Below are 22,509 nucleotides of genomic sequence, written 5' to 3' on the forward strand. Positions count from 1 at the left end.
TGGCCCGTTTTGCCGCTGAACGGCTGCGCCTGGAGCGGCGGGCCTTGCCGGCCGGCTTCTCCTCCCCCGCCGCAGGCGCGGCAGGCTCCGGGCTGGCGGCGAGCGGGGCTTCCGTCTCTTCCTGTGCCGCCTCGATGACTTCGGCCAGCTCGGCCGCCAATCCCTCCGCCGTCACCTCGGCGACAGCGGCCTTCTTCTTGCTCCGCCGCCGGGAGCGGCCGCCCCGGCGGCGGGATCGGCCTCGCTTGGCTGGGGAGATTTCTGCCTCGTTTCCGGCCTCGTTTCCGGCTTCGGGCCCGGCCTCCTCCGGGTCGGGGCTCGTTGCCAGCGTCGCGGGGGTCTTCTGGTCGTCCTGCTCTCGATCGTTCTCGGGCATGGATTCATCCTTGTCTGCCGGGAGTCGACGCCTTCCTGGGTCGGCCGGCCGGCACAAAATAGGTTCGGCCCTGGTGGGCCATGGCGGTCACCTGACCGGCTTCGTGGAGCCGATCCAGGGCCGCAAGGGTTTCGGGGTCGGAAAGGCCCAGGGCGCGGGCAATCGCCGGGGCGGTCTCCGGCCGCCGTTGGACCAGGGCCAGAATCTCGGCCTCGGCGACCGGTCCCAGGGCAGGGCCGCGCTCGGCGGCTCTGCCAGCGATCACTTCCGTATGCTCACCCAGCTCCTGGGCCAAGGCGGCCAAGCGGTCCGGCGGCACCGGCCGGGCGAACGGCTCCAAGGGCGGCCGGGCAACGGTGTTCACCTGGATGCGATGCGGCCGGATGGCGGCAACCGCCTCCTTGAGGCAGGCGATGTCCGCCGGTGCGTCGTTGATGCCGGCCACGAAGAGGATCTCCAGCCAGCATTGGCCCCGGTAGCCCCTACGAAAGGCCACGAGTCCGGCGATCAGCTCGGCCAATCGAATCCCCGGCGCCGGCCGGTTCACCCGCAGGAACGACTCCTCGCGACAGGCATCCAGGGAAGGGACGACAATGTCTGCGGCCGCCAGGTCGGCCCGCACCTCGGCGTTGCCGAGCAGGGTACCGTTGGTGAGCACGGCCACCGGCCGGTCTGGCGCCTGCGCCTTCAAAAAGGCGATCACCTGGCCAATGCCAGTGTGCAGGGTGGGCTCGCCGGAGGCGGTGACGGTGAAGACCTCACAGGCGGGCTGTCCCCGCTCCTTGGCCAGGAAGGCGGCCAGCTCCTCCAGGATCTCCCCGGTAGGCACGTATTCCTGGCGCTGGCAGGTGCGGCGGGACGGGGTGCGGACCTCGCAGTAGACACAGTTGAATGTGCAGATCTTGGCCGGAAGGAGGTCAATGCCCAGGGAACGGCCCAGGCGCCGGGAGAGGACCGGGCCAAAGAGGTGCTTCATCAGGGTAGGGTCCTGGTGCGGACGGTTCTGCGAAGGGGAAAAACTACTCGGCCGGTCAGGCTCTGTCAAGAAACATTCCGGCGCGGTTGGGCTGCCAAGCCTACCCTCGGCCCCATCCTGCCGATTGCTGCCGGGAAAGGGCGGCGGGTCCCGGCCGATGGCCCCCCGCCCGGCGCTTCCCGGCAGAGCCAGGGGAGCCTGGCGGGAAAGAAAAAGGGCGGCCACCCGCGGGTGGCCGCCCTTCGGCGACTGCTGGCGCTGCCGGCGCTTACCCCATGAGGGGGTTGGCGAAGAGCAGGATCAGGGAGATGACCAGACCGTAAATGGTCAAGGACTCGATGAGGGCCAGACCGATGATCATGGTGACGGTGATCTTGCCGGAGGCCTCCGGGTTGCGGGCGATGCCGGAGCACGCGCCGCCGATACCGGTACCCATACCGATGCCGCAGCCCAGGGCCGCGACGCCCACCGACAGAGCGGCGGCGATACAGGACAGGGGGGCCAGAAGCGAGCTGCCACCACCACCGGCCGCCTCGGAGGCCATCGCCAGGCTGGCGAAGCCCAGGACCATCACCGTTGTCAGGACCGTCGAAACACTCATCCTCTTCATGGTACCGTTCCTCCTTCTTCTGTGAGATGTGCGCTCGGCCTTCTTCCCAAAAGCCCGAACACGGTTGAGATGCCAGAATCAGTGCGCGTGCTCCATGGACGCCGAGAAGTACAGGATCGACAGGAGCACGAAAACCAGGGTCTGGACAACGGAGACGAAGACGCCCAGGACCAGGATGGGCAGCGGCGCGAAGTAGGCGCCGGCCAGCATGAACAGGATGCCCAGGAGGGTCTCCTTGGCCATGATGTTGCCGAACAACCGGATGGAGAGCGACAGGATCCGGGCCAGATGGCTGATCACCTCGATGGGGAACATCAAGGGGATGAGCCAGGGCACCGGCCCCAGGAAATGCTTGATGTAGTTGGGGCCGTGGTACATCACCCCCAGGATGTGGGTGGTGGTGAAGACGATGAGGGTGCAGCCCAGGGTGATGTTGAGGTTGGCGGTGGGCGAGAACATGCCGGGCATAAGGCCGATCATGTTGGCGGTCAGGATGTACAGGGCAAAGGTGGCCAGCATGGGGAACATCTTGGCGGCGCCCTCCTTGCCCATGTTGTCGGCCATGAAGCCTTCCATGCCGCCGATCACCGCCTCCCAGAAGTTCTGGCCCCGGCCTGGGATCAGCTCGGTCTTGCCGATGGTCATCCTGGTGATCAGGATCAGGAAGCCCATCACCAGCCAGGTGTAGGTCATGTGGGGCGAGACCAGCTTGGGCAGGAGGCCTTCGCCGCCGTGCACCGGCAGGTGCAGCGTCTCGAGGGCAAGGGACACGATGAGAATTGGATGTTCCATAATGCCTGACTAAGCCTCCCTGGTGTTGAGATAGACGCGGCGTGCTGCCTGCAGGCTGGCGGCCGTGATGGCCAGAACGACGGTGGACAGCCCGACCAGGAGCCCGTAGACATGCACGGCCCCCTGGCGGATGAGGACGAAGAGCAGAATGGCGATGGCTGCCAGCCGGGCGTAGTAGCGCACGAAATAGGCCAGCTTGGCGGCTCCCAGGGGGCCAGCCAGAATCCGCTCCAGATCCCGCTTGAGGAGAAGGAAGCTCAGGTTGGCCACCAGGCCCCCGACCAGGATGCTCAGCCCGACCAAGGTCGACCCGACGAGCCAGCCGCCCAGGGTAAGCCCGGCCAGGAGGACCCAGGTCAGGATGAGGACGCCCCGTACGGACAGGGGGCTGTCGTTGGCTGCAGGTGTCGGGGACATGTCCTGCTCACAGATCCTTGCGGCGGGCCAGCCGAAAGAGGTTGCGGAATCCGGCGCCGATGCCGAAGCCCAGGAAGATGAAGGTCAGCCAGGGCGCGGTGCGGCCCTCGAACACCTGGTAGTCCAGCCAGTAGCCGATGCCAACCCCGATGAAGATGGAGAAGGCCACCGTCATGCCGATGGTGCCATACTCGGCCAACAGCCTCATCATCTGGCGACGGTCGTTGGCTTTTCCCATCGGCTGAACGGCGCCTCACTCGGCCGGCTGGCGATGACTCCCGACAGAGGCGCAAAACCGCTCCATGGGTAGCATGCCGGGGCCGCAAAGTCAACGGCTTTTTTCCCTAGAGCTGCAACCTCTTGAATGCCCGTTCAGTTTTTTGCAGGGCAAAGTCCAGGTCGTCCGGGGTGTGGGCGCAGCCGATGAAGGCGGCTTCGAACTGGGAAGGGGCGAGGTAGACACCTTCCTGGCGCATCTCCCGGTAGAAGGCGGCGTAGCGGGCGGTGTCGGCGGTGAGTGCCGACTCGAAGTCGGTGACCGGGCTGGCGGAGAAGAACCCGGTCATCATGGATCCCACCCGGTTGAGGCAGGTGGCCAGGCCGTGGCGATCGGCCAGGCGGGCCAGCTCGCCGGCAAAGGCGGCGGCGCGCTCTTCCAGGAGCTCGTAGACGCCGGGCTTGGCCAGCTCCTTGAGGGTGGCGATGCCGGCGGCCATGGCCAGGGGGTTGCCGGACAGGGTGCCGGCCTGGTAGACCGGGCCGGTGGGCGCCACCATGGCCATGATCTCCCGCCGGCCGCCGTAGGCGCCCACCGGCAGGCCACCGCCGATGATCTTGCCCAGGCAGGTGAGGTCCGGCAGGATGCCATAGTATTGTTGAGCCCCGCCCAGGGCCAGCCGGAAGCCGGTGATCACCTCGTCAAAGATGAGGACGATGCCCAGTTCCCGGGTCAGGCTCCGGAGGGCCGCAAGGAAGGCAGGGGCGGGCGGCACCACCCCCATGTTGCCAGCCACCGGCTCGACGATGACGCAGGCGATCTCGCTGGCCTTGGCCCGCAAGGTCTCTTCCAGGACGGCCACGTTGTTGTACGGGATGGACAGGGTGTTGCGGACAATGTCTTCCGGCACCCCGGGGCTGCCGGGAATGCCCAGGGTGATGATGCCCGAGCCGGCCTTGACCAGAAAGGAGTCGGCATGGCCGTGGTAGCAGCCGTCGAACTTCACCACCATGGGCCGGCCGGTGTAGCCCCGGGCCAGGCGGATGGCGCTCATGGTCGCCTCGGTGCCGGAGCTGACACAGCGCACCTGCTCCATGGAGGGCACGGCGGCGACGATCATCTCCGCCAGCTCCACCTCCAGGGGGCAGGGGGCGCCGAAGGAGGTGCCGTCCGCCATGGCGGCCTGCACGGCGGCCGCCACGGCCGGATGGGCATGGCCGAGGATCATGGGCCCCCAGGAGCCGACGAAATCGACAAACTCGTTACCGTCCACATCCCAGAGCCGGCAGCCGGCGGCCTTCCTGATGAACAGCGGCTCGCCGCCCACGGACCGGCAGGCCCGCACCGGGCTGTTGACGCCTCCGGGGATCAGTTCCTGCGCCCTGGCAAACAGGGCCTGCGAGCGGCTGGTATCCATGCTGGCTCCTCCTTGGACAAGAAAGGGAAGTGATCGGCTCGCCCGCCGCGGCCCGCGGGCCTGGCCTGGGCCGCCCCGCCGGGCGCCGCATATTAGCACGGCGCCTTTCCGGCTGTCAAAGAAATGGCCCGGCCAGCCGGCGGAGTTGGCGATTGACCGCCCAGAGCCTTTTTGGTACTGTTGAAGCCCTCTTCCGTCGGGCGGTGCGTGCCCGATTCTCCGCCCCTGGCGCGTCATTCCGGGGCTGTCTTTCGCCCCCTCTTGGTGGATCCTGCCCATGCCTGTGGAAACAATTCTCGACAAGGTCGGTGGCACGCCCCTGGTGGCCATCCGCCGCCTCAACCCCCACAAGAAGGTCAAGATCTACGCCAAGGTGGAGTCCTTCAACCCCGGCGGCTCGGTGAAGGACCGTATCGCCCTCGCCATGATCCAGGCTGCCGAGGCGGCCGGCGAGCTGTCGCCGGACAAGATTGTTCTGGAGGCCACCAGCGGCAACACCGGCATCGGCCTGGCCATGGTCTGTGCGGTCAAGGGCTACCGCTGCCTTCTGGTCATGCCCGAGTCCGCCAGCATCGAGCGGCGCAAGATCATGCAGGCCTACGGCGCCGAGATCCTGCTCACCCCGGCCAAGAAGGGCACCGACGGCGCCATCGAGGAGGCCTATCTTCTGGCCCGGGAGCATCCGGCCACCTATTTTCTCACCGACCAGTTCAACAACGAGGCCAACTGGCAGGTCCACTACCGGACTACCGGCCCGGAGATCTGGGAGGAGACCGGCGGCCGGGTCACCGACGTGGTGGCCACCCTGGGCACCACCGGCACCGCCATGGGGCTTTGTCGCTTTTTCCGGGACCAGCACCCGGAGGTGCGGGTCACGGCGGTCGAGCCCTTCCTGGGTCACAAGATCCAGGGCCTGAAGAACATGAAGGAGTCCTACAAGCCTGGCATCTTCGACAAGAGCCTGCCCTTCCAGATCATGAACATCCCGGACGAGGAGGCCTTCCGGATGGCCCGGCTCCTGGCCCGCAAGGAAGGGATCCTGGTGGGGATGAGCTCCGGCGCGGCGATGTGCGCGGCCCTGGCCCGGGCGGGCCAGATGGACGAGGGGATCCTGGTGGTGCTCTTGCCGGATGGCGGCGAGCGCTACCTGTCCACCGCCCTTTTCACCGTCCAGAAGGCCGAGGAGCCCAAGAGCCAGGGGTTGCGCTTCTTCAACTCGCTCACCAAGCGCAAGGAGGTGTTCCGGCCCCAGCAGGAAGGCCGGGCAACCTTCTACGCCTGCGGGCCTACGGCCCACGAGCACGCCCATCTGGCCCATTGCCGCCGCTTCGTGGTCAGCGATCTGATCCACCGCGCCCTTCAGGCCCGGGGCTTCGAGGTCCTGTTCCTCATGAACTTCACGGACCTCGACGACAACACCATCCAGGGCGCCGAGCAGGCCGGCCTGCCCCTGGAGGAGTTCACCGCCGGCTACGTCGGCTCCTTCCTGGCCGACATCGATGCCCTGGGCGTGCTGCGAGCCAGCCGCTACCCCCGGCCCTCCGAGCATGTCCAGGAGATGGTGGACCTGGCCGGCCGGCTGGTGGACAAGGGGGTGGCCTACGAGAAGCACGGCTCCATCTACTTCGACATCTCCAAGTTCCCGGCCTATGGCCGGCTGTCGGGGGTGGACCTGGGCAAGATCCAGATCGGCAAGACCGTGGATCTCGACGACTACGACAAGGACAGCCCGGTGGACTTCACCCTCCTCAAGCGCTCCACCCTGGGCGAGCTCAAGAAGGGGATCTTCTTCAAGACCACCTGGGGGAACGTGCGGCCTGGCTGGCACATCGAGTGCGCGGCCATGGCCTTGCGCTACCTGGGCGAGACCATGGACATCCACACCAGCTGCCGGGATCTCATCTTCCCGCACCACGAGAACGCCATCGCCATCGCCGAGGCGGCCACCGGCAAGCCCTTTGCCAACACCTGGCTGCACAGCGGCCTGGTGCTGGTGGACGGCAAGAAGATGTGCCACGAGGCGGGCAACGGCCTCACCCTGGGGGATCTGGTGGCCCGCGGCTACTCGCCCCGGGAGGTGCGCTTCTTCCTCCTCAAGACCCATTACCGCAAGCCCATCGACTTTTCCTTCCGCAACCTGGACGCAGCGGTGAAAAGCCTGAGGCGGGTGGATGAGTTCGTGCGCAAGCTGGTCTGTCTGACCCCGGGCCTGCCCCATCCCGGGGTGGCGGCGGATCTGTCCGCCATGGAGGACCGCTTCGGCGCGGCCCTGGACGATGACCTCAACGTCTCCCAGGCCGTGGCGGCCCTCTTCGACTTCATCAAGAAGGCCAACCCCATCCTGGCCGCCGGCATGCTGGACCGGGAGCAGAAGGCCTATCTCCTGGAATCCCTGGGCAAGGTGAACGCGGTCCTGAACATCATGAATCTCGAGGAGTGCCCCCTGGCCCCCGAGATCGACCGCCTCATCCAGGAGCGCCAGGAGGCCCGGCAGCAGAGGGACTGGCAGCGGGCGGATGTGGTGCGGGCCGAGCTGGCCCGCCAGGGCATCCAGGTGATCGACACCACCCAGGGGCCGGTCTGGAACAAGATCAAAGGGGACTGAGGGCGCCCGTAGCTCAGCTGGACAGAGCAACGGACTTCTAATCCGTAGGTCGCAGGTTCGAATCCTGCCGGGCGCGCCAAGGATCATCCTGTCGGTAGCTGACGAGAATTGCTGCAGGAAGTCGTGCACGGTTCCTGTGAACATGCCGGTGGTTGTGCAGCTCCTGGCCCCGGAGGACCTGGACTCCTGACGGGGGCATGGCCGAAGCGGCGCCAGACGATCCAGGTTCCGCAGGGTGAGCTTGCCACAGGTGGCCAGGAAATTGTGTCGGGCGCGCCAAAGGGTTGTCTGGGGCACTGGCTGATGTCGCGGTTGTCGTTCGGCAGGCCGGGCTTCCGGCTGCGGGTCGGCGACCGGCGGGCTATTGGACCGGGCGCGGTGTCCGGGGAGGCTCCGGCAATCTTCCCAAGGTGGGTGTGAGCATGGCCCCTCTTTGCGAACAGATGATTGCCGCAAGTCTCCTGGCCTTTCCGGACACGCAGGCGATCTATCTCTTCGGCAGCTTCGGCACAGAAGACGAGTGGCCGGGAAGCGATGTGGACATCGCCATCCTGCTGCCGCCGCCCCGCGCCAAGAAGGCCGGTTCCCTCAGCTTCCATCCCTTGCGCGCCGAGCTTGCCACCCTGGCAGGGCGTGAGGTGGATCTGGTCAACCTGCGGCTGGTGTCCACCGTCTTCCAGAAGGAGATCGTCATGGCGGACCGGCGGATCTTCTGCGCCGATCCTTCTGCGGCGGACGAGTTTGAGATGCTGGTGCTGTCCTTCTACCAGAAGCTGAACGAGGAGCGTGCGGGTATTTTGCAGGCCTTTGCTGCCACCGGGAAGGCGTATCCGGTATGAACGATCTCGTGGTGAACAAGATCCAGAGCATGCAGCGTTGCGTCATGCGGGCCCGGGAGGAGTACCAGGTCAACCCGGAAGGCTTCGCCACCGACTACACGAGGCAGGACGCCGCGGTGTTGAACATCCTGCGGGCATGCGAGCAGGCCATCGATCTGGCGAACCATGTCATCAAGACCCACCGCATGGGGATCCCGGCCTCCAGCGCCGAATCCTTTGAGCTTCTGGAGAGGGCCGCAGTCATTGACCGAAGCCTCGCGTCGAGGTTGCGCAACATGGTGCATTTCCGCAACACCGTCATCCATGCTTACCAAAGGATGGACCTCGACATCGTGCAGTCGGTCCTCCGTACCGGGCTTGACGATCTCGTTTCGTTCGGCGAGCGGGTCAGGAATTTCGAGGGATAGCTCGGGGGGGCCGGGAGGCTCTGGTGTCGGCAAGGCCACGGCTCAAGTCGTTCTGAATTCCCGCAACCGCGTGCACTCCACCAGCCGATCCAGGTTCCGCAGGGTAAACACCTTGCCGAAGGTGGCCAGGAGCATCTTCTTCATATCCTCGCGCCGCACCCCGAAACCTCGCCCGGCGATACAGGCGACGACCTCGAATCGTGGCCTGCCGGATGACTGGCCTTCCAGGCTGAGCTGCCCCAGGTGCTGAATCCTGGTAACCTTGTCCCTGGCCGTGCCATCATCCTCGGTGATCTTCGCCTCAATGATGACCTGGGGGTTGAATTCGCTGGGGATCATGAAGTCGGGTGTCTGATCAAAGCCGGGAATCCTTTCGGCTCGCCGGGTCTTGCGAAAGCTGATGCCGGCATGAGCCAGTATCTCCTCGATGGCCGACTCCAGGGCATCTCCGACCAGCTCGCTCACCGAGTCGCGATGGCCGGCGAAGGGCCGGCCAAGGAAGCGCTCGTAGAGAAGCATGGCGTAGGGCACCCCCAGATCTGCCAGCCGGCGCATGCCACCTGTGCCGTTCCTCGTGTCCGCCTTGTCCAGGCGGTGCAGTCTGGTGGAAGCAACCTCGGTCCCGCCTTCAGTCAGCAGCCGGCAGGCGGTGGTGACCAGGGCCTGCACGCGCGCCGCAGTTACGGCGCTGAGGCGCAGAGGGGTCGTCGGCGTCATGCGGATTCTGCGGTCAAGGCTTCGCGCCGCTCCCTGGCTGACGGCCACCTCGGTGTACTGCGATGCGGCATAGGCCCATTCCGGTGGTGTGAAGCCGAGCATCGCCCGCAGGACGATGAGGGCTATGGGGGTGGACCGGGCGACCGAGAGGATCTCGGTCGGAGAGAAAATGGCGAAGCCCCGCGTCGCTCGCTTGAGTGCCTCGTAGCCCTGCTCGAAGAGAGGATAGTCGACAAAACCGTCTCCTTTGGGCATGACGAGAAACTCGGAGGCCAGACAGGCGAAGACTGACGAAACGAAACGTTCCGGATCGGTCCTTACCTCTTCGAACGGGACCTCAAAAGGATACGTCAGCGGATGATTCTCCATAAGCCGCTTCTCCCTCCTGAATGAGCCCAGCCCAGCGCGGCGGCAGCCCTGCGGCCACCTCGGCCGCGCCTGCCAAAGCAGCCTCCACCTCCTGCAGGGTGGCAATGGTCTGGATCTCCTGGGCCATTCGGGCCAGCTTGCGGGAGACAGACTGCTGGCGCTCCCATCCCAGCCGCAGGCGCCAGATGGCCATGCGGGCCAGATGGCCGTAGACAGTGCAGCGGACATCTCCAGGGCTTGGCGATAGCCCCCCCTGCCGCAGCTTTTCCAGGTCCGCGGCGACCAGCTGAGCGACCGCCGCAGCCGACGAAGCCAGCCAGTGGCGGGGGACGGTGCCGGTGGAGCGGCAGACGAAAACCGTGTCCACCACCGAGGAGCCGGTGCCACTGATGTGGATGGAGGCGCCCATTTCGGCGGGACAGGGGAGCGATGCCGAGCAGGTCAGGCCGGCATCCAGGATCGCCACGGCCAGGGGATAGTACGCCTCCAGCTTGTTGTGATGGTAGGTGAAGACCAGAGGCCGGCCCGGCTTCAGCGCCCGAGCCATGGCGCAGAAGACGGCAGAGAGCCCCTCGGTGAAGTGGTCGAGTCCCCTGTCCATGGTGATGTTGCCGGTCAGCTCGTCGGGATGGCGTGTGGAGGGGACGGCGAAGGCGGCAAGCTCCGGGCCGAGCAGGCGTCGCAGCCAGACGTAGCAGAAATCCATCAGCTCGGCGTACTGGACGTTGCCGAAGTACGGTGGGTCGGTCAGGACTGCATCCAGGCTGGCCTGGGGCAGCGAGGCAGCGGTGGCGCTCGCGCAGCGCAGCTCGACGCCGCGCTGATCGCCGTTGCGCTGGTCGCCGATCCACTCGCCGGGAACCGGCACGACCGTCTTGCGGCCTCCGGCATGCCGGATCTCAAAAGGCTGGTCGCAGTAGGCCTTGGCTTTGGCGTACTTCTCGACGATGTTCGACCAGCCGCCGCTGCCGACGCTCACCCCCCCGCCGTTGGGGATGCCGAGCAGGTTCGACTCGCATTGCACCAGTCCTACCGGGAAGCCGTGAACAGAGAAGATGTCCAGGGACTTCAGCGCCATGGTGTCATAGCGGCACAGCAGGTTCTGGTACCGCAGCAGGTCGGAAAGGTTGGTCGCCAGGGCATGCCGCACCCGGCGGTCAGACGTTTCGGCGATGGCGCGGCAGCTCAGCTCCAGGCCGAGCAGCTGCCGGGGGTTGAACATCTCGCGATAGCGACGGTACCCCCAGCGAAGCAGGCGGTCGGTCTCGTCCCCGGGCGGGATGGGATCGTCAGGAACAAAGGCGGCGTCCAGCGCGTGGTAGCGTTGACAGGCCTCCGCATAGCGATCCAGGTCGTCCTGGTCCGGCTTCTTGAAGAAGCGGCCCCGATGATGAGGCTTGCAGGGCCGGCAGTGGTATTCGAGCGCGAACATCCGGTGACCAGGCGGGCCAGCGCCGGGCGCCGGATAGACGTTGGACAGCCCGCAGTCCGGGCAATCACAGCGGTGGCGCCGGGCCGGCCCCTTGACGGCCAGAGGCCGATGGCAGGAGCGGCAGCTGCCAGGATGCGCTCGCTCGGCGACCTCGTTCAGCTCGCCGCAGCCGGCGCAGACCAGAACGTTCCGGGGATGGCGCTGGTCCTCGGCCAGAAGATAGCCAGGAAACAGGGGAAAGGCCTTGCCGCAGCGGCTGCACGTCTTCTCCTTGACCCAGAGGAAATACTTGACGGACGCCTCCGGCGAGCCGCACAGCAGGCACCGGGTGCGGTAGAGGGGGCCGAGGCGCTCCTCCAGCAAGGCGCCCAGCCGGGAGGCGCCGTTCCGGTACGCCGCCTGGTCGAGCTGCTCGATCTCCTGGTGCACGATCCAGAAGGCCATCGGGTTGATGTCGTAGCCGGTGACGTCGCAGCCGAGTCGATTGGCCTCAATGAGCGGCGTTCCCCCACCCATGAAGGGGTCAGCCACCCGGATCCCCCTGAGGTTGTTGGCCGTGAAGAAGGCCTCGGTCAGTGGCCGGTCGACGAATTCGGACAGGAGCAGGCCCCGAAAAAGGGTCCCTGGCCGGCGGGCGAACCACTTGTGCACCGCGATGATCGGCCGATAGCTCTGCTGGATCTGCTTTTCGCGCAGGGCCATGCCGGAGATGAAGGGGATGTCGAAATCCTTTTCAATGGGCATCGCACGATCCGGTGGCGCAGGAGGAGGGCGGCGGTGGCCCGGGCTTGCGCCTCGGGGTGGGCCGGGGCACAATGCCCCGGCGGGGCCAGAGCAGGGCACGCCCAGGAGATTTGCCGACCGCAAGGCCGGTGTCAACGACAAACTTCCACGTATCCAACCGGATTCTTGCCGCCGATCGGACCTGCCCATGCGCATCCTGCACCTTGCTGACCTCCACCTGGGCAAGATTCTCCACGACGTCCATCTGACCCCGGACCAGGATGACCTGCTCGGGCAGGTCGCGCGGCTGGCCGAGGACGAAGGGGTCGACGTCGTGGTCATCGCCGGCGATGTCTATGACCGGTCGGTGCCGCCGGTGGAGGCTACCGAGGTTCTGGACCACTTCCTGTCGACCCTGATCCTGGAACAGGGCACCCCGGTGGTCCTCATCCCCGGCAATCACGACAGCGCCGAGCGGCTGGCCTTCGGCAGCCGGCTGTTGCGGGAGCGCGGCCTCCACATCGCTGCCGAGCCTGCGTCCTTGCGGCCCATCACCCTTGCCGACCGGTACGGCCCGGTGGTGCTGCTCCCCATCCCTTATATCGAGCCGCTCACCTTGCGCCGGCATCTGGGCGACACCGCCATCCCGGACTTCACCGCTGCCTACCGCCACGTCCTGGCCGGCGCGCCTGCCGCTGGCCGCACCGTGTGCATCGCCCACTGCTACACGGCAGGCGGCCAGGAGAGCGAATCCGAGCGGCCGCTGGTCATGGGCGGCAGCCAGCTGGTGGACGCCGGGGTCTTTGCCCCCTTTGCTCTCACCCTCCTGGGCCACCTCCACCGGCCCCAGCAGGTGGCGGCCAGCGCCTGGTACGCCGGGGCGCCCTTGCGCTATTCCTTCTCCGAGCTGGATCACGAGAAGGTCTTTTCCATCTTTGACCTGGACTGCCGGGGGCTGGTGACCCGGACCTCTTTTCCGGTCCGGCCGCGGCGGGAGCTGCGCCAGAAGAAGGGCACCCTGGACGAGATCCTGGCCGGGGCCGCGGGGGATCCGGCGAGCGACGACTACCTGGCGATCACCCTCACCGATCGGGGGGTGCTTTTCGACTACGCGGCGAAGATCCGCGCCGTCTATCCCAATGTCTTGTCCATTGTTCGCGCCCAGCAGGAGGGGGAGGGGGATCTCCTCCATCCGGGCGAGCTCCGGCGGCTCTCTGATCAGGAGATCGTGGGCCGCTTCTATGCCCATGTGGCAGCGGGCCTGGACGACGCGGAGGCGGCGATGCTGGTGGAGGTCATGGACGAGCTCAACCGCGGGGAAGAGAGGCCGGCATGCGGCCGTTGACCCTGGCCATGCAGGCCTTTGGCCCGTTCGCCGGCCGGGAGGAGGTGGATTTCACCGCCTTCGGGGATAACGCCTTCTTTCTCATCCATGGCCCGACCGGCGCCGGCAAGACCTCCATCCTTGATGCCATCTGCTACGCCCTCTATGGAGCGGCCAGCGGCTTCACCCGGGACGAGCGCAGCCTGCGCTCCCAGCACGCCCGGGCTGACTTGGCCTGCGAGGTGGATCTCCTCTTTGTGGTCGGGCCGCGCCGCTTCCAGATCCATCGCAGCCCGGAGCAGGAGGTGGAGAAAAAAGGGCGGCGCCAGAGCCTGCCTCACCGGGTGGAGCTGTGCGAAGTGGACGCTACCGGGGCGATCCTGGGTGAGCGCCTGAGCAGGATCGGGGCGGTGCGGGACAGGATCGAGCAGGTCCTGGGGCTGACCGCCGACCAGTTCCGCCAGGTGGTGATCCTGCCCCAGGGCGAGTTCCGCCGGCTCCTCCTGGCCAGCTCCGCGGACAAGGACAAGATCCTCAAGAAGCTCTTTGCCACCGAGCGGTTTGAGCGTATCGAGGACCTGCTCAAGGCGCGGCGGGAGAAGACGGCCCAAGGTCTGGAGCGGATCCGCCACACGATGCAGGGCATCCTGGAAGGGCAGGAAGTGGGCAGCCCGGAGGAGCTGCAGGCCAGACTGGCGGCGCTGCAGGACCAGGAGCGGCAGCTCGGTGCGGCCGCGGAGGAAGCGGCCAGGCGGATGGCCCAGGCGGCCTCGGCCGTGGAGGAGGGACGCGACCAGGTGGCGCGGCTCCGGCGCCGGGAAAGGGCCCAGGCCGAGGCCGCTCATCTGGCGGGCGAAGAGGAGGCGATGGCCCGCCTGGCCACCCGGGTGGCCAGGGGGGAACGGGCGCTCGCCCTCGCTGATCTCGAAGAGGCCCTGGCCCGGGACCGCCGGCTCACGGACGAGCTGGCCCGGCAGATCCGCCAGCTGGACCAGGAGCTGGACGGGGTGCAGGCGGCGCTGGTCCTGGCGGTGGACAAGCGGGAGGCCTGGCGGTGCCGGGCCGCGGAGATTCCCGGCAAGACCGCCGAGAAGGCGGTTCTGGAGAGCCGGCTGCGCCTGGCGGCCGAGCGGGCGGCGGTTCGCGAGGCGCTGCAGCGGGCGGCGGGGCGCCGGGTGGCAGCGGTGGCCAGTGAGGAGGAGCGGCAGGCGGAGAAGGCCAGGATCGAGCAGCAGCTCGCCGCTGCCGGCAAAGAGATCGAAGAGTTGAGCCTGGCCGCCGGCCGGCGCGGGGAGCTGGAGCAGCGGCACCAGGCAGCAGCGGCCCAGGTGGCGGCCAGGCAGGATCTGCTCAAGGCCTTGGCCCAGCAGGAGAAGCTTGCGGCCGGCAGCAAGGCCGCCGCCAACCGGTGCGCGGTGGAGGAGGCCCGGCTGGCCCAGGCCATGCGGGAGCATGATGAGCTGGCCGGGCGGCGCATCGCCGGCCAGGCAGCCCATCTGGCCCAGGGACTGACCGGCGGCCAGCCGTGTCCGGTCTGCGGCTCGCGGCACCATCCGGCACCGGCCAGTGGCAGCGGGGCGGTGCCGTCCGAGGCCGAGCTGCAGGCCGGCCGCCGCCAGGTGGACCAGGCGCGGGCGGCCTGGGAGGAGGCGAAGAAGGAGATGGCGGGGCTGGCGGTGGCGGCGGCAACGGCCCAGGCGGCGGTGGCCTCGCTCCGCCACCAGCTGGGGAGTCTGGCGGACCAGCCGCTGGGCGATCTCCTGTGCCAGCGCGCCGGTCTGGAAGAGGAACTGCGCCGGGTGGCCGCGGCAGAGCAGACGCTGGCCCAGGCGCGCCGCCGCCGGGACGAGCTGGGGCCGCTCCTGGCGACCGCCGGCCGCAACCTGGCCGCCGCCACCCAGGCCCGGCAGGAGGCTACCTCCCAGGTCGACTCCCTCCGGGGCCAGCTGGCCGCCACCGCCCAGGGGCTGGGGGAAGGGGAGGCCGACCCGGAGGTGATCCGCGGCCAGCTGGCCGCCATCGCCGGCTTCATCGACCAGACCAGCCAGGCCCTCCAGGTGGCAGAGAAGGGTGTTGCCCGACTGGAGCACGAGAAGAGCAGCCGGCAGGGGAAGCGGGAGGAGGCCGGCCGCTCGGCCGAGGCCTTGGCCGCCCGCCTTGAGGAGGCGCAGGCCCGGTTTGCCGAGCGTCTTGCGCAGGCAGGGCTGGCCGGCGAGGACGACTACCGGGCCGCCCGGATGCTGCCGGCCGAGCTGGAGCAGGCCCGGCAGCGGCTTGCGGCCTACCAGGAAAGGCGGATTGCCGTGGCGGCCGAGCTGGGGCAGGCCGAGGCGGCGGCCGCCGGACTCGCCTGGCCGGACCTGGACGCTTTGGCCGCTGCCCGGACCGCGGCCGAGGACGCAATGAAGGCCATCTCCGGACAGCTGGGCGGGGTGCAGACGCGGCTGGCGGCGGCACGCCAGGCCATGGCCGCCATGGCCCAATACCAGGAGGAGAGCCGCCGGCAGGCGCGGCAGCTTCAGGTCATTGGCCACCTGGCGGGCCTGGCGGCCGGCAACAACCCGAAGCGGATCACCCTCCAGCGCTATGTGCTGGCCTCCCTCTTCGGCGAGGTGACCCTGGCCGCCTCCGAGCGGCTGCGGCGCATGAGCCGGGGCCGTTACCACCTGCGGCTGTCCGGCACGGTGGATGATGCCCGCAAGGGGGCGGGCCTCGATCTGGAGGTGACCGACGACTTCACCGGCCTTCACCGCCCAGCCTCATCGCTGTCCGGCGGCGAGACCTTCCTGGCCTCGCTGTCGCTGGCCCTGGGGCTGTCCGATGTGGTGCTGGCCGAAAGCGGCGGTCGCTACCTGGACACCCTGTTCATCGACGAGGGCTTCGGCAGCCTTGATCCTGAGACCCTGGACATGGCCATCGCCACCCTGGTGCAGCTGAATGCCCAGGGACGGATGGTGGGCATCATCTCCCATGTCGCTGATCTGAGGGACCAGATTCCCAGCCGGCTCGATGTCCTGGCTGGTCGCGACGGCAGCCGGGTGCACCTGGCTTCATGACCGCCGCCGGCCGGTGGGCCGGGGCGGGGCAGAGGGGGGTGTCTGCAGGCGAGGCGGCGGCGGGGCTTCGTGATGCCGGCCCACGCGGTCCGCACCGAAGTGGCGGGGGCAAGCGCGAACGGCCCGACCGGGGATCCTCCTCGGCCGGGCCGTTGTCGTTTCTGCGGAGGGCGAGCGCGGCTTAGCCGATGACCGCGATATCCACCGGCGGCCGGAAGGTGGCGCAGGTGGCCAGGGCCTCGTGGATGGGGTGATCGGTGAAGGCCTTGATCCGGGCCTGGTCTGCGGGCAGGCCGGAGTCGTAGGCGGTGAAGGCCTGCTGCTGGAAGATGTAGTCGAAGCGGGGCCCCCACTTGCGGGTGCCGAGCCGGGCGGTGGTGGAGCAGTTGTCCACCATGAAGGCCACGCCCTTGTAGTGCATGTACGGGTTCAAGGAGTCCACCGCCTCGATCACCGACTCGTTGCAGACCTCGGACAGGCAGTGGCCCTTCTCCATGAGGAGGTCGATCTGGGCCATCATGGTGGCGCAGTAGATGCCGGCGGTGAAGGCGCTCACCGGCACCTGACCGCTGCGGGCCGCCCGCACCCGCTCGCCCACCTGCCACATGCGGGTACCGTCGATCTTGCCCATGGGGAAGCGGGCAAAGCGCTGGCCGGCCATGACCACGCTCCGGATCTCGTTGCCGGAGGCCACCTCGTCGTAGATCTCGGCCAGGATGTCGAAGGCCGGGCCGTAGGCGTGGGAGTAGATGCGCTCGAAGACGGAGCGACCGGCCGGATCCAGGCTCTCGTAGACCGCCCGGATGCCGTGGTGGGAGATGGTCCTGGAGACCGGACCGGTCACCACCTCCACCGAGGCCCGGAAGGCCTCCTCCTCGCTCATCCCTCCTTCCAGGACAAAGCGGCGGTAGCAGGCCTCCACCAGGCCGTGCACGGCGCCCAGGAGGATGCCGCGCTCGCCGAAGATGTCGCTGAGGTACTCATGGCGCAGGGTGGTGACGAAGCAGTACGGGGCGCCGACGCCGATCGCCCAGCCGATGGCCTGATCGGTGGCCCGGCCGTCCACGTCCTGCTCCACCGCGAAGCTGGCGTTGATGCCGGCGCCGTTCACCTCTTTGCCCTGCTCGTAGAGCCGCCGCACCGACGGCCCCATGCCCTTGGGGCAAACGCCGATGACGTTGATGTTGGCCGGGAAGGCCTCGCCGATGCTGGCCAGATGACCCAGGAGAAAGCCGTGGGACAGGCCCAGGGTGGCGCCGGGCTTGAGGCGGGCGAAGAACTGCCGGTAGAGCTGGGCCTGGGCCGCGTCGGCGATGAGAAGGAGAACCATATCGGACTCGGCGGTGACGCCAAACATCTCGCCCAGGGTGCCGCTCTCCTCGGTGAAGCCGGCCTGCCGCGCCGCCACGGCCGAGGCGCTGCCCGGCCTGAGGCCCACCTTGACCCGGATGCCGGTGCCCGCAAGGGAATCCCGCAGGTTCTGGGCCTGGGCCGGTGCCTGGGAGCCCCAGCCGATGACGCCGATCTGGCGGATGCCCTCGAAGGCCTTGGGCAGAAGGGGAAACTTGTCACGACCACCACGGACCACCATCTCCTCGGTGGGGCCCAGCCGCACGGTCTCGGCGGCAAACACCTTCGGGGAAAACGTCACACTCACGACCAGATCCTCCCTAGCAGCATCAGATGAACAGGATAGAAGCACGGCAAGCCGAGCACTATACCCCACATGCCGGACGAGGTAAATCCCTGGATCGCCGTCCCCGCCGGGCCAAAGGGGCCTCTGGTGCGGCGTCCCACTGGCGCCGGCAGGCCACCACCCGCCCGCGGCCGGCGGCAGAAGCCTCTCCCGCCGCGGCTCGGGCGCCGGTGGCTCCGGGTGCGCTGCCGGCAGCATCCTTCGCATGGGCACGGGCGGGAAAGGGTGGAAACAGGGGCGGACAAGCGCGTCTCCCCTCCAAGCTGCACACGACTAGTGGATCGACCTCGAATTGAGAGCCACTATCCTTCCATAGATGCCAGGAAGCGATTGACTGACCTCTCTGGCATTCCTCCCGATAATTAGGCCTTGACATGCCGCTCCGCACTCTGATAAACGCAAGGCACATTCGGGCACAAACAGCAGGTGGCGGCCGATTGCCGGCCGGAGCCTGCTGCCCCCAAAGGTGCAAATGGCCTCCTTCCGTGGCGTCTTCGCCTGTCTGCAGGCTCTGCAGGATCTCTTGACCCCCCGCATCGAGGCGGACCTGGGGACGATCCTGGACCATCCCCGGGTCACCCTGCTGGGGAGCCGGGACCTGCGCAACGCCCCTACCGGCAACGCCCTGGGCATCTACCTGCACCGGATCTCCGTGGACCCCATCGGCCGCAACCGCCACCTGCAGCCGGCCCGGCCCAGCCAGCCGGCGCGGCCGGAGCTGCCGGTCAATCTGCACATCCTGCTCCTGGGCTGGTGCGCCGGCGCCGCGGCCGAGGCCACGGTGGTGGCCTGGGCCATGCAGCAGATCGCCTCGTTCCCGGTGCTCGACGCCTCGCATCTTGCCCCCCTGGACCCCTTCTGGGGCAGCCAGGACACGATCCAGATCATCCCCGAGGAGATGCCCACCGAGGATCTCATGCGGATCTGGGACAGCATCCGCCACGAGTACGTTCTGTCCAGTCCGTGCCTGGTGAAGAGCATCCGCCTGGAGCCGGCGGCGCTGCCCGTTGCCGGCCCGCCGGTGCGCACGGTGCTGGTGCCGGTGGGCGAGGTCTGACATGCGCATCCTGGAGACCCTCATTTGCCACGGTGGCGATCGCCTGGACTGGCTGGACGTCACCGGCCGGTCCGGGCCTGATACGGCAGCGCCCGTGCGGGTGCCCCTGGCGGTGGCCTTCGATGCCCTGCCGCCGGGCATCTTCGTGGTGCACAAGCTGGGCGCCACCGTGCTGCTGCCCGGCGAGCGCCTGGGCGGCGCCCGGATCGTACCCGGTGCGGCCAGCGAGGCCGACCTGGTGCCCCCGGCGGTGGCCGGCTTCAGTGTAACGGGCACGGTGCGGGATCCCGCCAACCGCTTTCTGCCCCGGCGTTTTGTCGCCACGCTGGGCGGTGGCCAGGGCCATGCCGTGGGGCTCTTCCGCTCGGCCCTGGGCACCCGACTGCCGGCCGCGGGCGCGGCCGTGGGCAGCTGCCGGTTCGTGGACGGCAGCCTGGCTTCCTGGGCGGTGCTGAGCCTCGCGGTCACCGTGCTGGTGGGCCCAGCCATCCGCCTGGTGGCCCAGGCGGACGGCCGCGGCGAGTTCGTCATCCCCTTGTCCCGGCTGCCGCTCCTGGCGGCCGGCGCTCCCCAGGCCGACTACGAGGCCCGGCTCCAGGTGCTGGCCAGCCCGGCGGTCTCCGGCCGGGAGCTGGCGGATCCGGACAGCCTCACCCCGGTGCGCGTGCGCTCCCCGGCGGCCAACGTCCTCTCCTTTGCGCCGGGCTTCCGGCTGCAGCCCGGTCGCATCACTGTCCTGACCAGCAAGAACAGGAGCTGTCTCGAGGTCCGAGTGCCCTAGCCCCAAGGCCCACAGAAGGAGGACCGTCCATGCCCGAGTATTTGGCCCCAGGCGTCTTTGTCGAGGAGATCAGCTTCCGCGCCAAGTCCATCGAGGGGGTTGGCACCAGCGTTGCCGGCATCGTCGGCCCGTTGCGCTTCGGGCCGGTGCGGGGCCGGCCGGAGGTGGTGACCAGCTTTGCCGAGCTCACCCGCATCTACGGCGACGATGCTCCTCTGACCCTGGGTGGCACCGGGGTGCCCAACCACACCGCCATCGCGGCCCGGGCCTTCTTCGACAACGGCGGCAAGCAGCTCTTCGTCTCCCGGATCATCCAGGACGGCAACCGCACCGACGCCCGGGGCGCCAACGGCTCGGCGACCTTCGCCCGCCGCCGGGACGCCAACGGCTGGGTCACCTTCCAGGCCCGCTTCCCGGGCAGCGGCGGCAACCTGACCCTGGAGATCCTGTGGCGGGATTCCGAGAACCTGCTGCGCACCGAAGTCACCAGTCAGCCGGCCAATGGCGAGGTGGTCCTCCTGGAGGCGACCGGGGTGCCGGCCTCCGCCAAGGGGCCGGGCGCCACCCTCGAGGACGACCGCTTCCCGATCCGGATCACCGCCGTGGTGGCTGCCCGGGCCCAGGAGGTCCTGATCCAGAGCGACTGGGCCGAGATCACCGACAACGCCGGCGTCGCGGTGACGCCGGCGGAGCTGGACGGCATGCTGCTGCGGGCCGAGCTGCCGGCGGGCGCGGTCATGACCCGGGTCTTTGCCCGGGCCCCGGCCAGCGGGCCCTTGGCGGCCGGCACCGCCATGGTGCTGCGGCTGGGTGAAGTCACCAACCTGACCCGCTTCACGGACGGCCCCGACTGGGGCACCCTGATCTTGCTCCGGGGCACCTACAACCCGGCCACCAACCAGCTGACCATCATCGGCAGCCAGAACGGCCTGCCCGCCGATGTCACCCTGCCGCTGCCGGCCCTGGCCACCCGGCCGGGCGCGGCCAGGAGCCTGCTCGCCCTGCGGCGCTTCGACCTCGATGTGCTCAGAAACGGCGAGCCGATCCATTCCTTCACCGACATCGATCTCGCCCCGGCCTCGGCCCGCAGCCTGGACAAGGTGCTGACCGCCACCCCGGCCCGGCGCTACGACGCCCTCACCCAGCCGGTGGCGTGCACCCTGACCCTGCCCCAGAACCCTACCAGTGCCCACGTTCTGGAGGCCCTGACCTCCCTCTTCGATCCCGTGGCTGCCAATCCGCCCCAGACCTCAGGACAGGTGCCCCGCCAGCTCATCCATCTGCACCAGGGGGACGGCAGCACCCCCGGCACCGACGGCAACGTGCCCGGCCAGGTGGACTATGCCGGTGAGACCGACGAGATCAAAGGCTCCACCGGCCTGGCGGCCCTGGAGGAGATCGAGGATATCGCCATCGTGTGCGCCCCGGCCTCGGCCGCCCATGCTGCCGCGGGTCAGCCGCACCAGGCGGTCATGGGGGAGATCCAAAAGCATGTCAACAAGATGCGCTACCGGGTCGGCCTGGTTGATCCTGGCCAGGGCTGGTCCCTGGCCCAGGTGCGGGAGTTCGCCTCCCATTTCGACGACAGCCGTCTGGCCCTTTACTTCCCCTGGCTCACGATCGCCGATCCCACCGGGGCCAGCCCGGAGGTGATGGTGCCGCCGGCCGGCTTTGTCGCCGGCATCTACGCCAACACTGACGTCAACCGCGGCGTGCACAAGGCGCCGGCCAACGAGCCGATCCTGGGGGCCCTGCGGCCGGAGATCGAGATCAACCGCTTCCAGCAGGAGCTGTTGAACCCCAACGGCATCAACTGCCTGCGCTCCTTCCCCAACCGGGGCTTGCGGGTGTGGGGCGGCCGCACCCGCTCCTCGGACCCGGAATGGAAGTACGTCAATGTCCGGCGCTACTTCCTCTACCTGGAGCGCTCCATCGACAAGTCCACCCAGTGGGCGGTGTTCGAGCCCAACGGCGAGGCCCTGTGGGCCAATATCCGCAGCGCGGTGGAGGATTTCCTCTTCAACGAGTGGAAGAACGGCCGCCTCCTGGGCGCCACCCCCAAGGCGGCCTACTTCGTGCGCTGCGACCGCTCCACCATGACCCAGAACGACATCGACAACGGCCGGCTGGTCTGCCTGGTGGGGGTCGCGGCCCTGAAGCCCGCCGAGTTCGTCATCTTCCGCATCGGCCAGAAGACCGCTGACGCCTAAGCCCCAAGGAGACCGACCATGGCGACTTTCCGTGAAACGCCCTACTCCGCGTTCAACTTCCTGGTGGAGCTGATCTCCGGCCAGGGCACCGAGGTGCAGGCCGGATTCTCCGAGGTCTCGGGGCTCAATGCCGAGGTGACGGTGGCCGAGTACCGGCGGGGCAACGCGCCGGTCAACTACGTCACCAAGGTGCCGGGCATCCACAAGGCCGGGGATGTCACCCTGAAAAGAGGCATCATCGGCGCCCAGAACATCTACGACTGGCTGGAGGCCACCCGGGCCGGCCGGCTGGCCGAGGCCAAGCGGGAGATCGTGGTCAAGCTCCTGTCCGAGGACCGGGCCGAGACCGCGGTCTCCTGGAAGCTCCGCGGCGCCATGCCCCTCAAGTGGACCGGCCCGACGCTCACCGCCAAGGGTGGCGGCGATGTGGCCATCGAGGAACTGGTGCTGTCTGTGGAGACCATCGAGCAGGAATAGAAAGGCGAATA

At 68.3% G+C, this 22,509-nt stretch carries 19 protein-coding genes and 1 tRNA gene; 10 read left to right on the forward strand and 10 right to left on the reverse strand.

Translation table 11 applies throughout. The features are described from left to right. The 7 genes from AB1634_03120 to hemL all read right to left on the reverse strand — a co-directional run. Window positions 1-376: hypothetical protein (locus AB1634_03120; protein MEW6218509.1), on the reverse strand; the 376-nt coding region annotated here is incomplete at its 3' end. A 4-nt stretch (window positions 377-380) separates the two neighbouring features. Beyond that, window positions 381-1,352, reverse strand: coding sequence for a radical SAM protein (locus AB1634_03125; protein ID MEW6218510.1), 972 nt, complete (start codon window positions 1,350-1,352; stop codon window positions 381-383). Window positions 1,353-1,620: 268 nt separating this feature from the next. Then, window positions 1,621-1,962, reverse strand: a complete 342-nt coding sequence (gene atpE / locus AB1634_03130) for an ATP synthase F0 subunit C (GenBank protein MEW6218511.1) — start codon at window positions 1,960-1,962, stop codon at window positions 1,621-1,623. 78 nt (window positions 1,963-2,040) lie between these two features. Next, on the reverse strand, window positions 2,041-2,754 hold the full coding sequence (gene atpB / locus AB1634_03135; protein ID MEW6218512.1) for a F0F1 ATP synthase subunit A: 714 nt from the start codon (window positions 2,752-2,754) through the stop codon (window positions 2,041-2,043). A gap of 9 nt (window positions 2,755-2,763) precedes the next feature. Further along, window positions 2,764-3,171 carry an ATP synthase subunit I gene (locus AB1634_03140; GenBank protein ID MEW6218513.1) on the reverse strand — a complete coding sequence of 136 codons (408 nt, stop codon included), beginning with the start codon at window positions 3,169-3,171 and terminating at the stop codon, window positions 2,764-2,766. 7 nt (window positions 3,172-3,178) lie between these two features. Continuing rightward, on the reverse strand, window positions 3,179-3,382 hold the full coding sequence (locus AB1634_03145; protein MEW6218514.1) for an AtpZ/AtpI family protein: 204 nt from the start codon (window positions 3,380-3,382) through the stop codon (window positions 3,179-3,181). 133 nt (window positions 3,383-3,515) lie between these two features. Then, a complete protein-coding gene (gene hemL / locus AB1634_03150; GenBank protein ID MEW6218515.1) occupies window positions 3,516-4,805 on the reverse strand; it encodes a glutamate-1-semialdehyde 2,1-aminomutase in 1,290 nt (429 codons plus the stop codon). Between the two features lie 277 nt (window positions 4,806-5,082). Between hemL and cysS the strand changes: the two genes are divergently transcribed. The 4 genes from cysS (at window position 5,083) to AB1634_03170 (ending at window position 8,656) form a co-directional block, all read left to right on the forward strand. Further along, complete coding sequence (cysS, locus tag AB1634_03155) at window positions 5,083-7,410, forward strand: cysteine--tRNA ligase (protein ID MEW6218516.1); 2,328 nt, start codon at window positions 5,083-5,085, stop codon at window positions 7,408-7,410. A gap of 2 nt (window positions 7,411-7,412) precedes the next feature. Further along, window positions 7,413-7,489 (forward strand) — tRNA-Arg (locus AB1634_03160). 343 nt (window positions 7,490-7,832) lie between these two features. Continuing rightward, entirely contained in the window at window positions 7,833-8,249 is a 417-nt protein-coding gene (locus AB1634_03165) for a nucleotidyltransferase domain-containing protein (GenBank protein ID MEW6218517.1), read from the forward strand. Then, window positions 8,246-8,656: a DUF86 domain-containing protein gene (locus tag AB1634_03170; GenBank protein MEW6218518.1), complete on the forward strand. Its 411-nt coding sequence runs from the start codon at window positions 8,246-8,248 to the stop codon at window positions 8,654-8,656. Before AB1634_03165 ends, AB1634_03170 begins: the two co-directional genes overlap by 4 nt. A 42-nt stretch (window positions 8,657-8,698) precedes the next feature. Here the strand turns inward: AB1634_03170 and AB1634_03175 are convergent, their stop codons facing one another. Together AB1634_03175 and AB1634_03180 are read right to left on the reverse strand one after the other, a co-directional pair. Continuing rightward, window positions 8,699-9,742, reverse strand: coding sequence for a hypothetical protein (locus AB1634_03175; protein ID MEW6218519.1), 1,044 nt, complete (start codon window positions 9,740-9,742; stop codon window positions 8,699-8,701). Beyond that, window positions 9,711-11,918: a DNA methylase gene (locus tag AB1634_03180; GenBank protein ID MEW6218520.1), complete on the reverse strand. Its 2,208-nt coding sequence runs from the start codon at window positions 11,916-11,918 to the stop codon at window positions 9,711-9,713. Before AB1634_03180 ends, AB1634_03175 begins: the two co-directional genes overlap by 32 nt. A gap of 187 nt (window positions 11,919-12,105) precedes the next feature. On the opposite strand from AB1634_03180, the gene AB1634_03185 reads away from it, so the two are divergent. Continuing rightward, window positions 12,106-13,242, forward strand: coding sequence for an exonuclease SbcCD subunit D (locus AB1634_03185; GenBank protein ID MEW6218521.1), 1,137 nt, complete (start codon window positions 12,106-12,108; stop codon window positions 13,240-13,242). After that, window positions 13,230-16,277 (forward strand): SMC family ATPase, encoded by a 3,048-nt coding sequence (locus AB1634_03190; protein ID MEW6218522.1) that lies wholly within the window; start codon window positions 13,230-13,232, stop codon window positions 16,275-16,277. Before AB1634_03185 ends, AB1634_03190 begins: the two co-directional genes overlap by 13 nt. A 181-nt stretch (window positions 16,278-16,458) precedes the next feature. On the opposite strand, the gene AB1634_03195 is transcribed toward AB1634_03190, so the two are convergent. Continuing rightward, the gene (locus AB1634_03195; GenBank protein MEW6218523.1) at window positions 16,459-17,934 is read right to left on the reverse strand and encodes a ketol-acid reductoisomerase; all 1,476 of its coding nucleotides are present in this window, start codon (window positions 17,932-17,934) and stop codon (window positions 16,459-16,461) included. 511 nt (window positions 17,935-18,445) lie between these two features. Here AB1634_03195 and AB1634_03200 point away from each other — a divergent pair. From AB1634_03200 to AB1634_03215, 4 genes are read left to right on the forward strand one after another with little or no spacing between them, the layout of a single operon-like run. After that, window positions 18,446-19,030, forward strand: coding sequence for a DUF4255 domain-containing protein (locus AB1634_03200; protein MEW6218524.1), 585 nt, complete (start codon window positions 18,446-18,448; stop codon window positions 19,028-19,030). Window position 19,031: 1 nt separating this feature from the next. Then, window positions 19,032-19,811: a hypothetical protein gene (locus AB1634_03205; GenBank protein MEW6218525.1), complete on the forward strand. Its 780-nt coding sequence runs from the start codon at window positions 19,032-19,034 to the stop codon at window positions 19,809-19,811. A gap of 29 nt (window positions 19,812-19,840) precedes the next feature. Next, window positions 19,841-22,021 (forward strand): phage tail sheath subtilisin-like domain-containing protein, encoded by a 2,181-nt coding sequence (locus tag AB1634_03210; GenBank protein ID MEW6218526.1) that lies wholly within the window; start codon window positions 19,841-19,843, stop codon window positions 22,019-22,021. 18 nt (window positions 22,022-22,039) lie between these two features. Continuing rightward, a complete protein-coding gene (locus tag AB1634_03215) occupies window positions 22,040-22,498 on the forward strand; it encodes a phage tail protein (GenBank protein ID MEW6218527.1) in 459 nt (152 codons plus the stop codon). The last annotated feature ends 11 nt before the right edge of the window (window positions 22,499-22,509 follow it).

Source organism: Thermodesulfobacteriota bacterium (genome assembly GCA_040755095.1).
In the GTDB taxonomy this organism is placed as follows: Bacteria; Desulfobacterota; Desulfobulbia; order Desulfobulbales; family JBFMBH01; genus JBFMBH01.